A 15,055-nucleotide genomic window follows, 5' to 3' on the forward strand; every position below is an offset into this window, starting at 1 on the left:
ACTCGGTGCCCCCCCATGGGCGCACCGGTCCTCCTCGTCCACGACGACATCGCCACCATCGCCGCAGTGCGGCGTCTGCTCACCCGTGAGGGGCACGAGGTCATCCTCGCGACCTCCGCCGCGGATGCGCTCATCGCCTACGGGCATCACCTGCCGGCGCTCATCGTGCTGGCTCCTGGCGTGGAGAGCGGCCGGGGTCGGCTGGTGCTGGAGGAGCTGCTCCAGCATCCGGACGGCAAGGTGGCCCGGGTGCTGTTGTTGGGCGAGCCCATCGCGGGGTTCAGCGCGCCGGTGGCGCCACTGCCGTTGGATGGGACGAGCTTCGTGGAGCTGGTGGACTCGCTCATCCGCGCGCCGTCGGCGGCGGACGCGTGGCATGTGCTGGAGAACCGGAGCCTGCCGGGGATGCCCGAGGCGAAGGGGGCGGAGGACGCGGAGACGTGGCACGCCACGGCGCCCGGGTCCGCGGTGGGTGGGGACCCGACGCTGGCGAACGCGCTGTTCGGCGACCTGGCGCCGCTGCACCAGACGGACTGGGAGCTGGCGGCGATGACGCGCGAGGAGCGCAGCGAGCACGAGGAGCAGGCTCGGCGCGCGCCGCTCGACGTGCAGTCGACGCTGGAGAAGGTTCAGCAGGAGGAGGAGGCCGCGGTGCTGGCCTCGGCGCAGACCGCGTTGGCGGGAGGCGGCGAGGACTGGGGCGCGGCGGTGGCGGGGGAGGGCGCGTTCGACGAGAGCGCGCTGCCCGCGGACGAGGTGTTCCGGGGCGAGGGCGAGTCCGCGTTTCCGGGCGATGGCGGCGCGGGGCCCCAGGCGGATGCACCGTCGTGGGAGGGCGAGGCTCCGGCGACGGAGAACGCTGAATGGACCGAGCAGGAAACGGCCCCCGCTTCGAATCCGGAAGCAGCCCACGGTCCGCAGACCTGGTTCGACGACGCGGCGGAACAGGGCACGCCTTCGGGCGCGGACGCCTACGGTGGCGATGGAATGACGGAGGGGACTCCGGAGCACGGCACCGCACCGGGCCTGGACTCCGTGAGCACGAACGACGGCACGGATTGGACAGGTGTCGCTCCCGAGCAGGGAGAGGCGTCGGATGACTACGGCGCCGATGCATGGGGAACACCGCCAGGCGTGGCTCGTGTCGGAAGAGACACCCGCGTGTACGGCGACGCGCCGTGGACGGGAGCCGTCACCGACGAGCGCGGCGACCTCCTGGGCGAGGGCGCTGACGACGCGTCCATCGGCGACGAGTGGACGAGCGAGCCCACGGAACAGGGGGCGTTCGAGGCCACGTCGCCCCAGTCCGCGGAGGCCCGCTTCACGGCGGCCACGACGTCACCCGCTGACGCGCAACTGTCCGACGGCGCGGATGCGCTTCCCGCGGAGGGAACCGACACGGGGTACGCAGTGGCTCCGGGCCCCGACGCGATGGTGGAGGGAGCGGGAGACGACACGTTCTCGGCTGGCTTCGGGCCTCCCGCGTCAGACGCCGGGAGCACGAGTGGCGCCTCAGGCGGTCCAGCGACCGTGCTGTATGGCGTGAGTGGTTCCGACACGGGGGCCGTCTCCGCGGAGTGGTCCGCCGCGTCCTCGGCGGGGGACGAAGCCCCGTTGCCGGTGGGCAAGCTCGCCTGGACGGAGGAGCCCGTCTCCGCCGCCACTCGGCCCGAGACCCAGTCGCCGCAGCTCGGTGAGGAAGGCTTCTTCGACGTCGACGCTCCCGCGCCACAAGGCGATGCGCTCTCGGCGGCCGAGGCGGAGCTGGCCGCGATGCGTGATGCCGAGCAACGCGTACCCGAGCCGGTCGACGCGTCTGCCTGGACCGAGCTTCCGCCCGACCCCGAGGTCGAGAACGCCGCGAAGGGCTTCACGACGTCGGATGAACCGACCCTGCCCGCGCACATCGACGCGAGCGCGGATGCACCTTCAACCGAGTTCTCCGCCGAAGCGACAGGCGAAGAAGAAGAGGCCTTGCCTGCCTCGCCCTGGGACGTGTTGGAGGCCGAGCTCCAAGCCAAGGTCCGAGCCGAGGACGAAGACTCCGCGAGCACGCCCCCCGAGTCCGCCAACAACCGCCAGGTGGGCGAGGACTGGTTCGACTCCGAGTCCGACGAGAAGCAGTCGCCTCCGGAGGTCACGGCCTCGAGCGGCAGCGACCTCGAGGCGCCCGCCCTCGACACTCGAGAGGACACGACGGAAGCAGCGCATCCGGAGCCCTCCGGTGATGCACCGGAGTCGGCCGAGTCCACGACTCCACCCTCTGCCCTCGGAGAGTCGGAGCCGGGGGACGACGACGATTGGACCAGCGCCAGGGCGGACGCCTCGGCATCCGGCGTGGCGGTGAGCTGGGGGACGGCGGGAGCCAACGCCGACACCTCGATGGCGGACGTCGCCGCGGGCTGGGCTGACACGGTCGAGCCCTCCGACCCCACCGCGTCGGGAGTGGATGCGGACGCGCGAGCCGTCGCGTCTCCCGAAGAGCCCGAGGCCTCCTCCGGTTGGTTCGACGCGGAGCCCGAGCTGCCTGCTTCGACGCAGCCCCCCGCGAGCGAAGGCTGGTTCGACGCCGACACGGAGTCTCCGGATGAGACCGCGAGGACCGCCTCTCCCGACGAGCCCGGGCCGAATGAGCCCTCCGTCGGAACCGCGCCGGAGCAGACCGCGGACGCGGTGTCGGCGAGCACCGTGGACGACCCGACCCTGCGCGCGCGCTGGGAGGAGTTCGAGCGCCAGTTGGAGGAAGCGCACGAGCGGGTCCACGCGCTGAAGGCCGCGTTGGATGAGGAGCGCGCGCTTCGCCAGGAGACCGGGCGACAGGCCCAGGAGGCCCGCGAGCTGAGCGAGTCCCTGCGCACCATCCTGGACCGCGAAGCCGCGCTGCGCGTGGACGCGGAGACCGCGCGAGACCGACAGACAGAGCAGCTCCAATCGCTCCAGACGCGGCTCGAGGTCCTCGAGGAGGAGCGCTCTGGCGACGCGACGTTGCTGGCGGAGGTGGACCAGCAGTTCCAGGAAGCCCGAGCGAGAGAAGACGAGAACGCGGCGGCGCTCGCGCGGGAGGCGCGTGCGCGGCGGGAGCTCGAGGCCGAGCTGGAGCTGCTTCGCCAGCGTGAGTCCGAGCAGGGTGTGCGCAGTGGCTCGGAGGCGGAGACCCTGCGCACGGAGCTCGCGAAGCTCCAGGCGCGACTGGTGGAGGCGGAGGCGCTCGCGGAAGCCGAGGCGCGCGCGCGGGCCTCCGTGGACGAGGCCGCGAAGGCGACGCTCGGACGCATCGAGTCGCGAGAGCAGGACTTCATCGAGCTGCGCGCGTTGTTGGAGACCTCGACGTCGGAGGCGCGCGAGCAGGCGAAGCAGTCGGCCGAGTCCCTGGCGCGCGCGGAGGCGGAGGTCCGCGAGGCGCTCATCGCCCGGGATGATGCGCAGGAGCGCGCCGACCGTGAGTCGCTCGCCCGGGCGGAGGCGCAGGCCCGGCTCGTGGAGCTGGAGGCGAAGCTCGCGGAGTCTGAAACGCGAGAGGCCGCGTCGGCGCAGGCGATGAAGGAGGTCGAGCTCCGCCTCGAGGACGAGGCCGCGGGCCGTGTCGACGCGGAGGCGCGAGCCGAGGCGGAGGTCCGTGCGAGACAGGCGCTCGAGGCACGAGTGAAGTCCGCGGAAGTGGCGCTCGTCGAAGCGGAGGCGAGGGCGGGCGCGGAGGCCCTGGCCCGAGCAGAGGCCGAGGCCCGGGCGGAGGTCGCGGATGCGGCCCGGCTCGAATCGGACTCTCGAGCGAGGGCGGAGTCGAGGGCTCGCGCGGAAGCGGAAGCCCAGGCGGAGCTGGAGTCGCGAGCCAGGAGCGAAGCCGAGGCGCGAGCGGAAGCGGAAGCCAAGGCGCGCCAGGAGGCGGAGGCGCGCGCCAGGGCCGAGGTCCAGGCGCTCACGCAACTGGAGACCCAAGCCTCGTCCGAGGCACGAGAGCGCTTCGCGCAGGAGGCCCAGTCGCGCGAAGAGGCGGAAGCCCGGGCCGAAGCCCAGGAGCAGGCTCGCGCCGAAGCCGAAGCGAAGGTCGAGGCCGAGACGAAGCTTCGTGAAGAGGCCGAAGCCCGAGCGGAAGCGGAAGCCAAGGCGCGCGAGGAGGCCGAGGCGCGAGCGGAGCTCGAGGAGAAGCAGCGAGAGGAAGCCACCGCACGCGCCGAGGCTGAAGCCAAGCGCCGCGAAGAGGCGGAAGCGAGAGCCGAATCCGAAGCGAAGCGCCGCGAAGAGGCGGAAGCGAGAGCCGAATCCGAAGCGAAGCAGCGCAAGGACCTCGAAGCCCGAGCCAAGGCCGAGGAGAAACAGCGCAAGGAGCTCGAAGCCCGAGCCAAGGCCGAGGAGAAACAGCGCAAGGACCTCGAAGCGCGCGCCAAGGCTGAGGAGAAGCAGCGCAAGGACCTCGAGGCCCGAGCCAAGGCCGAGGAGAAGCAGCGCAAGGACCTCGAAGCGCGCGCCAATGCCGAGGAGAAGCAGCGCAAGGACCTCGAAGCCCGCGCCAAGGCCGAGGAATCACGGCGCAAGGAACTCGAGGCTCGCGCCAAGGCCGAGGAGAATCAGCGCAAGGAGGCCGAGGCCCGCGCGGAGATTGAGGAGTCGCAGCGCAAGGAACTCGAGGCTCGCGCCAAGGCCGAGGAGAAGCAGCGCAAGGAAGCCGAGGCCCGTGCGGAGATTGAGGAGTCGCAGCGCAAGGACGCGGAGGCGCGAGCCGAGTCCGAAGCGAAGCAGCGCCAGGAAGCCGAAGCGAGGGCGGAGGCCGAGGCAAGACAGCGCGCGGAACTCGAGGCCCGAATCGAAGCCGAGGTGAAGCGGCGCGAGGACGCCGAAGCCGAGGCCGCGTTCGAGGTGGAGCTGCGCGAGGAGGCCGAGGCCCGAATCGAAGCCGAGGCGAAGCGGCGCGAGGAAACCGAATCCGAGACGAAGCAGGCCCAGGCGCTCGCCGAGTCGGAGGCCCGTCAGCGCGCCGAAGCCGAGGCCCGAGCGGACACGGACGCGAAGCAGCGAGTCGTCGCGGAGACGCGAGCGGAAGCAGAGGCCCGTCAGCGAGCGGAGGCGGACGCGCGAGCCGCCGCCGAGGCCGAGGTCCGCGCGGACGCCGAGGCCCGCGCCCGAAAGGCGGAGCAGGCCCTGGTCGACGCGGAGGCTCGAGCCAAGACGGAGGGCCGTCACCGCACCGCCCTGGAAGTGCGCCTGGAGGCGGAAGCCCGTCAGCGCGCCGCCGTGGAGACGCGCATCGAGGAACAGGCCCAGGCGCTGAGCGCCGCCGAGGCCCGCGCCACCCAGCTTCAGGGACAGCTCGAGCAGACGGACGCGGAGCTCGCGCGCCTGCGCACGGAGCACGACGAGGCCCGCGCGGCCCTGGAGGCGCTGCGCGAGGAGAAGGCCCGCCTGGAGAAGGACTCCGCGGAGGAGCGTGTCCGCGCCGAGCAGGAGCGACTGGAGCTCGAGGAGCGGGGACGTCGCGAGGCCGAGGAGGCCGCCGCGCAGGCCCGAGCGGCGCTGCTCCCCCTGGAGGCACCTCCAGGACGTCCGGAGCTCGCGGTCTCGCGCAGCGGCAGCGTCACACAGGAAGGTCTCGCCCGACTGGTGCTCCGGCTCTGCGAGGCGCGCATGGAGGTGCGCCTGGAGCTGAAGGTGATGAACGCGCTGCGCGTGCTGTGGCTGCGAGACGGCCTGCTCGTGGGCGCCGTCTCATCGGCTCCCGGTGAGTCGCTCATCGACCGCGCCCGCGCGGATGGCCTCATCGACGCGAGGCAGGAAGGCGAGCTGCGACTGGTGCGCAGCGCCACCACCGGCGCGCTGCTCGACGCGCTCCGGGGACGCGGCTATCTGCGCGAGTCCGAGTCCGTGCCCCTGGTCCAGCGCTACACGGAGCAGGTCTTCCTCGACGCCCTCTCCGAGCCCTCCACGCTGTACCGACTGGTCCAGGAGCCGGTGCCACACGAGGTGGCGCTCGCCGCCGCCACCCGGCCGCCCCTGTTCCTCCTGGCCGAGTCCCTGCGCAACACGCTGACCGCCGAGTCCCTGCTCGAGGCCGCCGGCAGCCTGCGCGCCCGCGTCACCCGTGGCGACCTGCACCTCGCGCCCGACGACTTCGGCCTGCCCGCCAGGGACCTGCAGCTGCTCTCCCAGGTGGACGGCGAGCACACGCTGGAGGCGCTGCTGCTCGGGGCGGGGCTGCCCCAGGACTCGGCGCTGAAGGCCCTCTCCGTGGCGAGGACGCTGGGCCTCATCACCCTCCAGCCCGCGAGCACCGAGGACTCCGACGAGCTGCCTCCCGAGCTTGACGTGCGCCGGCTGGAGTCGAAGTTCGAGGAGATTCAAGACGCGGACTACTTCACCGTGCTGGGGCTGGCGCGCACGGCGGGCGGCGAGGAGGTCAAGCGGGCCTACGAGCTGCTCACCGCCGAGTTCCACCCCCTGCGCTTCGCGGGTCATCCGGACCCGGCCCTCCAGCACCGCGCGCAGCAGATTCGCAGCGTGTTGTCCGAGGCGGCCCAGGCCCTGGGGGATGACCGACTGCGCGCCGAGTATGCACGGAGCCTGCTCGACTGACGTGGGGTGGACGTCCTGCGCGAAGGGAGGGCGGGCGGCGGCCGGGGCGGGGTTGCCCGTCCGCGCGGGGGGCGTTAAGACGGCCCGCATGGTTCGTGAAATCCTCATCTGGCCCGACCCCATCCTGAAGCAGAAGGCCAAGCCGGTGACGAAGGTGGACGACTCCGTCCGCGCGCTGGTGAAGGACATGTTCGAGACGATGTACGCCGCCGATGGCGTGGGGCTCGCCGCGCCGCAGGTGGGCGTGCTCCAGCGCGTCATCGTCCTGGACACCACGCCCCGCCAGCCCGAGTCCAAGCCCCTGGCGATGATCAACCCCGAAATCATCACCCTGGAGGGCGAGACGACCTACACCGAGGGTTGCCTCTCCATCCCCGGTGAGTCGGAGGACGTGGACCGCGCCGCCGTCGTCACGGTGAAGTACCTGGACGTGGACGGCAACGAGCAGACGCTGCGCTGTGACGAGCTGCTCGCCATCGCCGTGCAGCACGAGACGGACCACCTGAACGGCACGGTGTTCGTGGACCACGTCTCCACGCTGAAGCGCGAGTTCATCCGCAAGCGGATGAAGCGCCTCAAGGCTTCGCGCGAGAACGAGCTGGGCGCTTCGCGGTAGCCGTCTTCTTCACGCGAGCCGGGGCCGGGGACTTCTCCGGCCCCGCCTCACGCGCATCGACGCCCTTCTTCGGGCACAGCTCCGCCACGACGCAGCGGGCGCACTCGGGCGAGCGGGCGAAGCACGTGCGTCGTCCGTGCCACACCAGGAGCTGGTGACCCATCATCCAGCGCTCCGGGGGCAGGACGGCCTGCATGTCGGCCTCCACCTTGTCGGGGTCCTCCTGGAGGGTGAAGCCGAGCCGGTACGCGAGCCGCTTGACGTGCGTGTCCACGGGGAAGGCGTTGTCGCCGCCCAGGTGGATGCACACCACGCCCGCCGTCTTGCGGCCCACGCCGGGGAGCTCCGCCAGCGTGTCACGCTCGAGTGGCACCTTGCCGCCGTGTTTCTCGGCGAGGATTTTCGCCGCCGCGACGATGTTCTTCGCCTTGGCGCGGTACAGGCCGCAGGTGCGGATGAACGGCTCCACGTCGGTCGGTTTGGCCTGGGCGTACGCCTGGGTGTCGGGGAAGTGTTGGAAGAGGGCGGGCGTCACCATGTTGACGCGCTTGTCGGTGCATTGGGCGGACAGCATCACCGCCACGAGCAACTGCAGGGGGGATTGGTAGTCCAGTTCGATGCGCGCGTCGGGCATGGAGGCTTCCAGTCGCTCCATGACCTTCACCGCGCGCTCGCGCTTCGCCGCCGCTGTCTCACGTCCGGGCACGCGGCCGTTGTATGTCACCCTTGCCGGGTCCCCAAGCACCGGCTGTGTCCACTCTCGGGAGAACCATGAAGCCCATCGACTTTCGCTCCGACACCGTCACGAAGCCCACCGCGGCGATGCGGCGAGCCATCGCCGAGGCGGAGGTCGGCGACGACGTCTATGGCGAGGACCCCACGGTGCTGCGCCTGGAGGCGAAGGTGGCCGAGCGGCTCGGGCTGGAGGCGGCGCTGTTCGTGCCCTCCGGCACGCAGGCCAACCAGCTGGCCATCGGCGCGCACTGCCGGCAGGGGGACGAGGTGCTGACCGAGGCGGGCAGTCACATCCTGCACTACGAGGGCGGCGCGGTTCCGGCGCTGTGGGGCGTACAGCCGCAGCCTTTGCCGGGCGAGTGGGGTGTGTTGTCGCCGGAGGTGGTGGCGGCGGCGGTGCGCGAGGAGAACATCCACAATCCGCGCACGCGGTTGTTGTCGCTGGAGAACACGCACAACCGGGGCGGTGGCGCGGTGTGGTCCGTGGAGCGCTTCGCCCAGGTGGTGAAGGTGGCGCGTGACGCGGGGCTGGCGGTGCACCTGGATGGCGCGCGGTTGTTCAATGCGGAGGTGGCGGCGGGAGTCCCCGCGTCGTCGTGGGCGAAGCTGACGGACACGACGGCGGTGTGCTTCTCGAAGGGGTTGGGAGCGCCGGTGGGCTCGGCGTTGGTGGGACGTGCGGACCTCATCCGCGAGGCGCGCCGGCTTCGCAAGCGGTTGGGCGGAGGCATGCGTCAGGCGGGCATCCTCGCGGCCGCGGCGCTGTACGCGTTGGAGCATCACGTGGAGCGGCTCGCGGAGGACCACGCGAACGCGCGTCGCCTCGCGGCGGGGCTCGCGGAGGTGCCGGGCGTGAAGGTGGACGTGAAGCGGGTGGAGACGAACATGGTCTTCGCCGAGTTCGCGCGTCCGGCCCGGGAGGTGGTGCCGCTGCTGAGCACCCAAGGTGTGTTGACGAACCCCGCGGGCGGCCCCCACACGGTGCGCCTGGTGACGCACCTGGATGTGTCCGCCGCGGACATCGACGAGGCCGTGGCGCGTGTGCGTCGCGCGCTGAAGTAGCGCGCGTGCCGCGCCCGGCGGCTTGAGCTGGACCGTGGAGGGCCGCACCTTGCGAAGGTGTCCGCCACGGGCCTCGAGACAAGGCCACGGCGTGCGTATGTCGCACGCTGCCGTCGCGCGTGAGTGCCCGGCAGCGCGAGCTGTGCCGTGGGGTGACACCGCGGAGCACGTCCGCCACCGGCATCGACAAGGCGATTGCCTGCGTCCACCGCGTGCTCAGGTCAGGCCCCTCTCGTTTCACTTCGATGCGATGGGTTGCCGTCATCGTGGACACGGCATCCGCGCTTGCTGTGCCGGCAGTCGCCGCCGGGCAGCCTGGGCGTTCAATCCGTGAGCATGTCGCGCGGTGGCCGCGGGACGCAGCGCCGCAGGGCAGGGCCCGCGGCGACTCTGGTGTGCCCTGGGCGCAACGCGGATGCGGGCTCGGCGCCAACGGATGGAGCCCCTCGGCCGAGCTCCCTTGCCTGCTGCACCGGGGGGCGGGGTGGGCATGCCTCGCGGCAGGGGCGTGGTACGCTCGCCGGGCCGTGCGTCGACTGCCCCTCCTCGCCTTCGTCGGTCTCTGTGCCTGCTCCTCGACCCGGTCGGAGCAGAAGATGAGCTTTGACGAGGTCTACGACACCTCGGAGTACGTCGACACCGAGCCCGCCCCGGTCGCTCCCCGCGAGCCCCAGCCCGCCCCCGCGCGGACGCTCTCGCGCATGGCCTCGCCGGAGCCCTCCGAGGCGCTGCAGGGCGCCCTCTCCACCTTCGCGGAGCGGGCCCGCGCCCATCGCCGCAAGGTGGCCCGGGGCGGCCCGATGCCGCTGGCACAGGTGCAGGGCTGGGAGGTGATGAACGGCGTCCTCGACGCCTTCCTGGAGCGCGCCCTGGAGCGCACGGACGCCCGCGACGTGGCGAAGGCCCGAAGCGTCCTGGAGACCGAGCTGGAGCAGGACGGCAGGACGTACGGCGACATGCCGGGTGCGCTCGCCGAGGCGGTGGTGCTGAGGGTGGGACGGCTCGCGGTCCGCATGGCGGAGCTGCGCCGGCTCGAGCACCCGGAGAACGCGGACGGCCTGCCCCGGCTGGCCTGGCCCGTGGACCCGGTCACCATCACCAGCGTCTTCGGTCAGCGCTGGCACCCCATCCGGGGCGAGCAGCGCCGTCACCTCGGCGTGGACCTGGCGGCGAAGCAGGGGCAGATCATCTACACCGCCGCGAAGGGCGTGGTGCTGCGAGCGGGCTGGAACGGCGACCATGGCCTCCAGGTGGAGGTCCAGCACGAGGGCCGCTGGCTCACGCGCTACAGCCACCTGTCCCGCGTGCTGGTGGAGCCCGGCGAGATACTGGACCCGGGCCACGCGGTGGGGCTCGCGGGCGAGACGGGGCTGGCCACGGGCGTGCACCTGCACTTCGAGCTGTGGAAGGACGGCGAGGTGGTGGACCCGCTGGACGCGCTCGAGGACGCCGGTGACGAGCGCCCTCGCGCGCCGCCCGTGGCCCGCGGCGCGACGGGCTCTTGAGGCCCGCAACGCATCAGGGGCGCCACCCACGAAGGCAGCGCCCCTGAGGAGGAGCCCGGCCCAGCGCGAGTCCCGGGGACTCCGCGGGCTGGACCGGGGTGGCGTCAGCTCACAGCGAGTTCTTGAGCTCCTTGGCCGGGCGGAAGCCGATGGTCTTCGACGCCTTGAGCTTCATCATCTCGTTCGTCTGGGGGTTGCGGATCTTGCGCGCCTTGCGGGAGCGCACGGACCACGTGCCGAAGCCGGGGTAGCTGAAGCGCGCATCCTTCTTCACGGCCTTGCCGATGTTCGTGAAGACGATGTCGAGGATCTGCGCCGCCGACTTCTTGGTGAGACGTGTCTGCGCCGCCACCACCTCGACGAGCTCTGCCTTGGTCATTACGCCCCTCCGTCCTGCGTTGTCTGGCCTTGAATGCGCGAAAGCCAACCGGTGGTAACAAATCGTTCTTTTCCCTGTCAATGCTGACCGCGTTCCGAGGCCGGAAAATCGGCCTCCGGACGAAAAGTTGGCTCGGTGAAACACCGGGCGTAGACAGAGTGGGGAATCCACGTCGGAGCCACCGACACACCGCGCGGAAATCACACGCCAAAAGCACTCTGGCTGATCGTGATTGGAAGAAAGTCTTTGAGATTCCGATCGTTTGGCGTGTGTGGCTGATCGCGCCCGGGCGGGGCGGGGCCGGAATGGGGTAGGCTGCTGCCTCTCGTGCGTTTCCGAACGTTTCCGACCGTCGTGATCCTGGCGCTGGGCGCCTGCCGGAGTCCGGGCCCCTCGGCCCAGGCGCCCGCGGTCGTCTCCAGGCCGGAGTCCGGGCGGACGGAGCTCTGGGTGGACGGTACGACCCCGGGGCCAGGGGACGGCACGCGCGAGAGACCGTGGTCGTCCCTGGCCGAGGCCCTGGGGCGGCCAGGGGTGGTGACGGTGCACCTGGCGGCGGGGGAGTACCGGGGGAGCTTCACCTTGCCCGAGGGTGTCCGGCTGGAGGGCGAGGGGCCCGCCACGGTGCTGGTGGCGGAGGGCCCGGAGGCCGTGGTGCTGCGAGCCGAGGGATCCGAGCAGAACGTCCTGCCCCCGGTCCTCGACGCGCCGAGCCCGGAATCACGAAGCGCCTCGGGCGCGGATCAACCCCTCGTTGCCGAGCAGGGCGTGACGCTCCTTCGCAACCTGTCCATCCGAGGGGGGGCCTGGGGGGTGGAGGTGACGCGTGGCCGGCAGGTGCGCGCGGAGAAGGTGTCCTTCACCGGGCAGCGTCGAGGCGGCGTCCAGGTCCGCGCCGGCCGATTCGACGCCGAGTCCTCGCGCTTCGAGGCGAGCATTCCGGAGACCGTGGGCGTGGTTCTGGAGACTCCGCCGGAGGCCGCGGTGGCGCCCGTGTCACCGAGGACCACGCGCCTCCGGGACATCCATTTCACGGGCCCCTTCCGCCGGGCCGTGCGCGTTCGCGGCGCGCAGGCCTCCGCCTTGTTGGAGGAGGTGGTCGTCTCGGGCGCGGTGTCGGCCCTGGGGATGGATGGCGGCCACGCCGAGGTACGGCGCTCGTCGGCCCAGGCGGGAACAGGCGCGGCGTTCTCGGTGGTGGAGGGCACGCTGGTGCTGCGGGAGGTAAGTGTGGCGGGCCACGAGCTCGCGCTCTCCGTGGTGCAGTCACCTCGGCTCGAGGTCCGCGGCTTCCAGTCCGTGGGCGCCGGGCGCGCGGGGCTCGCCGTGGTCGCCTCGCGAAACGTGGTGTTGCAGGACGTGGTGGTGCGGGGCAGCGGCAGCCACGGCGCGCTCCAGCTCACGGGCTCGCAGGTGGAGGTGCGGCGGCTGCGTGTGGAGGCCGCGGAGGAGTATGGGGTGCTCGCGGTGGGAGGTCGCCTGCGGCTGCGAGATGCCATCGTGTCGCGCGTGCACTCGTCGGACGGCATCACGGGTGACGCCCTGCACCTGCGCCAGGTCGTCGCGGACGTGGAGGGCGTGGTGGTGCGGGGCGCCTCGGGCGCCTGCGTGCTGGCGACGCAGAACGCACGGGTGGCGCTGCGTGACGCGGACCTCGAACGCTGTGGTCAGGCCGCGTTGCTCGCGGACACGCTCGCGACGCTCGATGCCCGGAGCGTGGAGGTGCGCGACAGCGCGCGGACGGCCCTGTCGGCCATGGGCGACGGTGTCCTCCGCGTGGACGTCCTCCGCTCGAGAAAGAGCGGCCAGGGCCTGGTCGGGGCCGAGTGCACCGGGGCCACGCGAATCCATCTGGGGCGCGTGGACAGCGAGGACTCGCGTGGCACCGAGCTGTCTTGCGTGAAGCGAACGGTCGAGCCCGCACCGGGGCCGCGCTGAGCCGCGGGCACGCGGCGGCTCAGGCGGGCGGCGGGGGCGCGGCGGAGGCGCCGAGCGGCGTGGCATGCTTCTCGAGCCACTCGCGGATGACGGGATAGACCTCCGTGGGAGCGCCCTTGCCGAACACGAGGTCTCCGTGGCCGTAGTCCATCGCGTCGCCGTGGTCCTTGCCGAAGACGTGGAGGGTGCGGTCCGGCGCGGTGACGAGGGCGAACTGGCTCTCCACGTTCTCCGCGGTGGCGAGCCGGTCCGCGCTTCCGCCCATGACGAGGATGGGCAGCTGGAGCCCGGCGATGCCCGCGCGCCAGTCGCGGGTGCGGTCGAACGAGCGGAACGCATCGTGCTCGATCCAGTCCTGGAACTGGAGCAGCACCTTGCGGCTCATCGACGACATCATGTTCGCGTACACCTGCCGCTGGATGCGCGGAGGGATGTGCAGCGGATTCACCACCAGGTCGGACAGGGGCAGCGTCACGTAGCCCAGGAACGGCGCCAGGCTCGCGCTCATCCACTCCTGTCGGAAGCGGGCCGGCCACGCGGCGCGCACGCCGAGCGAGATGAGCGTGCGCAGGAACGGCTCGGACTTGAAGTGCACGGGCGCGCCGAGCGTGAGCAGCCCCGCGAGCTTTTTGCCCTCCGGCCCCTGGGCCAGCCCATAACCGACGAGCCCGCCCAGCGAGTGCCCCAGCCAGAACGCCCGCTTCGCGCCCGTCTCATTCAGCGCCAGCTCCAGCAGCGCGGGCCCGTCCTGCAGGATGTGGTCGTCGATGGTGAAGTCGGTGTACCGCCGCCCTCGCGGTGGCAGGCGTGAGTGCCCGGTGCCCCGCCACTCCACGCTGAAGCAGTCGAAGCCCGCTTCGGCCAGGTAGTGGGCCACGGAGTAGGGGGGCTCGAAGTCGAACGTGAACCGGTTGGCCGCCAGCCCATGGCACAGGAGCACCGGCTCCTCGAAGCGCCTCACCGGCGCGCGCCGGACATGGACCGCCACCTCCCACCCGTCCGCGCACCGTGCCTTGAAGGCCTGGGGAAGGGGCGTGCGTAGACGGTACCACCGCCGGACCAGCGCCACCCAGAGGACATTCCCCAGCACCACGACGAGGCCAGCGACCAGCACCCACACGACCCAGCGCCCGTCTCCCATCGCGCCTGCTCTCCTTGCCGACCCCTGGGTCTGACGGTTCCTCGAATAAAACCCTGCTAAGGTTCGTTCTCCGGCCGTCCTGCTGCCAGGAACTCATGGGCATCAGAGGAAGTCGAGGGATCGATGAAGTTACGGAAACTGATGTTCGTGCTGCCGAACCTCTTCACTGTCACGTCCATCTTCTGTGGCTTCTATGCCATCACGCTGTGCGCGGGCGAGGCGGAGCCGGTCCACCTCTACCAGGCCGCGTTGGCCATCTTCTTCGCGATGTTCTTCGACGGGTTCGACGGCCGCGTCGCCCGGTTGACCAAGACGCAGAGCGACTTCGGTGTCCAGCTGGACAGTCTGGCGGACGTCGTCTCCTTCGGGGCGGCTCCCGCGCTGCTGGTCTACAAGTGGGCGCTGGCGCCCCTGGGCTTCGCGGGGCTGTTCGTCTCGTTCGCGTTCGCCGCGTGCGGCGCGCTGCGGCTGGCGCGCTTCAACGTGCTGGCGGCGCGCAATCCCCACGGGGGGGGCGGGAGCTTCTTCGTGGGCCTGCCCATCCCGATCGCCGCGGGCATGCTCGTCTCGGTCATCATCTCCCATCACGTGGCCTCGCAGGGGGAGTCTCTGCGCGAGTCTGCCTACGTCCCGGTGGCGGTGGCGGTGGCGGGCCTGTCGCTGCTCATGGTGTCGACGGTGCGCTACCGCACCTTCAAGGACACCCGCCCCAACCGGAAGAGCGCGGCCGTGTTCATGTTGATGGTGGCCGCCGGTGTGGCCATCGCGACGCAGTATCATCCCGCCTGGTTGCTGGTGGCCTGCTGTGGCGCCTACCTCGCGCTCGGGTTGGTGGAGTCCGCGGTGCAGGTGCGCACGCACCTGGCCGCGCGCAAGCTCGCTGCGGGCTCCGCGGCCGTCGCTGGCGTCATCGATGACGAGGACGACGACGAGGAGTCCGAGGACGGCGAAGGTCCCCGCAGCAACGGACCCGCCTTCCTCTGAGTTGAGGTCCCCAGGCCGCCGCCGGGCAGCACGTCCTGCCCGGCCCGTCCCGGGGGGTGTGGCCCGCTCGCCAGCCGGGTCCAGGGTGGAGGCTGCCAGACACCCGGCCGGCTTCCCGCCTGGAGGGCAGG

General features: G+C 71.6%; 9 protein-coding genes. 6 read left to right on the forward strand and 3 right to left on the reverse strand.

The window, feature by feature from the left end; all coding sequences use genetic code 11:
• Window positions 1-15 precede the first annotated feature (15 nt).
• Window positions 16-6,564 (forward strand): response regulator receiver protein, encoded by a 6,549-nt coding sequence (locus AC6JA9_RS08050; protein ID WP_497959374.1) that lies wholly within the window; start codon window positions 16-18, stop codon window positions 6,562-6,564.
• Window positions 6,565-6,652: 88 nt separating this feature from the next.
• Complete coding sequence (def, locus tag AC6JA9_RS08055) at window positions 6,653-7,180, forward strand: peptide deformylase (RefSeq protein WP_223746446.1); 528 nt, start codon at window positions 6,653-6,655, stop codon at window positions 7,178-7,180.
• Here the strand turns inward: def and nth are convergent.
• Window positions 7,140-7,904, reverse strand: coding sequence for an endonuclease III (nth, locus tag AC6JA9_RS08060; RefSeq protein ID WP_223746447.1), 765 nt, complete (start codon window positions 7,902-7,904; stop codon window positions 7,140-7,142). The genes def and nth overlap by 41 nt on opposite strands.
• 47 nt (window positions 7,905-7,951) lie before the next feature.
• Here nth and ltaE point away from each other — a divergent pair, with 47 nt between their 5' ends.
• On the forward strand, window positions 7,952-8,977 hold the full coding sequence (gene ltaE, locus AC6JA9_RS08065) for a low-specificity L-threonine aldolase (protein WP_223784874.1): 1,026 nt from the start codon (window positions 7,952-7,954) through the stop codon (window positions 8,975-8,977).
• A 596-nt stretch (window positions 8,978-9,573) separates the two neighbouring features.
• Window positions 9,574-10,482, forward strand: coding sequence for a M23 family metallopeptidase (locus tag AC6JA9_RS08070; protein WP_426747835.1), 909 nt, complete (start codon window positions 9,574-9,576; stop codon window positions 10,480-10,482).
• A gap of 109 nt (window positions 10,483-10,591) precedes the next feature.
• On the opposite strand, the gene AC6JA9_RS08075 is transcribed toward AC6JA9_RS08070, so the two are convergent.
• Window positions 10,592-10,861 carry an HU family DNA-binding protein gene (locus AC6JA9_RS08075; protein ID WP_002635502.1) on the reverse strand — a complete coding sequence of 90 codons (270 nt, stop codon included), beginning with the start codon at window positions 10,859-10,861 and terminating at the stop codon, window positions 10,592-10,594.
• A 534-nt stretch (window positions 10,862-11,395) separates the two neighbouring features.
• On the opposite strand from AC6JA9_RS08075, the gene AC6JA9_RS08080 reads away from it, so the two are divergent.
• The gene (locus AC6JA9_RS08080; RefSeq protein ID WP_497959375.1) at window positions 11,396-12,799 is read left to right on the forward strand and encodes a hypothetical protein; all 1,404 of its coding nucleotides are present in this window, start codon (window positions 11,396-11,398) and stop codon (window positions 12,797-12,799) included.
• 19 nt (window positions 12,800-12,818) lie between these two features.
• Here the strand turns inward: AC6JA9_RS08080 and AC6JA9_RS08085 are convergent, their stop codons facing one another.
• Window positions 12,819-13,940 carry an alpha/beta fold hydrolase gene (locus AC6JA9_RS08085; RefSeq protein ID WP_223746451.1) on the reverse strand — a complete coding sequence of 374 codons (1,122 nt, stop codon included), beginning with the start codon at window positions 13,938-13,940 and terminating at the stop codon, window positions 12,819-12,821.
• A gap of 123 nt (window positions 13,941-14,063) precedes the next feature.
• Between AC6JA9_RS08085 and pssA the strand changes: the two genes are divergently transcribed.
• Complete coding sequence (gene pssA, locus AC6JA9_RS08090; RefSeq protein WP_223746452.1) at window positions 14,064-14,924, forward strand: CDP-diacylglycerol--serine O-phosphatidyltransferase; 861 nt, start codon at window positions 14,064-14,066, stop codon at window positions 14,922-14,924.
• The last annotated feature ends 131 nt before the right edge of the window (window positions 14,925-15,055 follow it).

It is taken from the genome of Myxococcus sp. MH1, assembly GCF_059738865.1.

Coding starts and splice junctions, on each gene's coding strand:
- AC6JA9_RS08050 (WP_497959374.1), top strand. CDS start 16: ATGGGCGCACCGGTCCTCCTCGTCCACGACGACATCGCCACCATCGCC.
- def (WP_223746446.1), top strand. CDS start 6,653: ATGGTTCGTGAAATCCTCATCTGGCCCGACCCCATCCTGAAGCAGAAG.
- ltaE (WP_223784874.1), top strand. CDS start 7,952: ATGAAGCCCATCGACTTTCGCTCCGACACCGTCACGAAGCCCACCGCG.
- AC6JA9_RS08070 (WP_426747835.1), top strand. CDS start 9,574: ATGAGCTTTGACGAGGTCTACGACACCTCGGAGTACGTCGACACCGAG.
- AC6JA9_RS08075 (WP_002635502.1), bottom strand. CDS start 10,861: ATGACCAAGGCAGAGCTCGTCGAGGTGGTGGCGGCGCAGACACGTCTC.
- AC6JA9_RS08085 (WP_223746451.1), bottom strand. CDS start 13,940: ATGGGAGACGGGCGCTGGGTCGTGTGGGTGCTGGTCGCTGGCCTCGTC.
- pssA (WP_223746452.1), top strand. CDS start 14,064: ATGAAGTTACGGAAACTGATGTTCGTGCTGCCGAACCTCTTCACTGTC.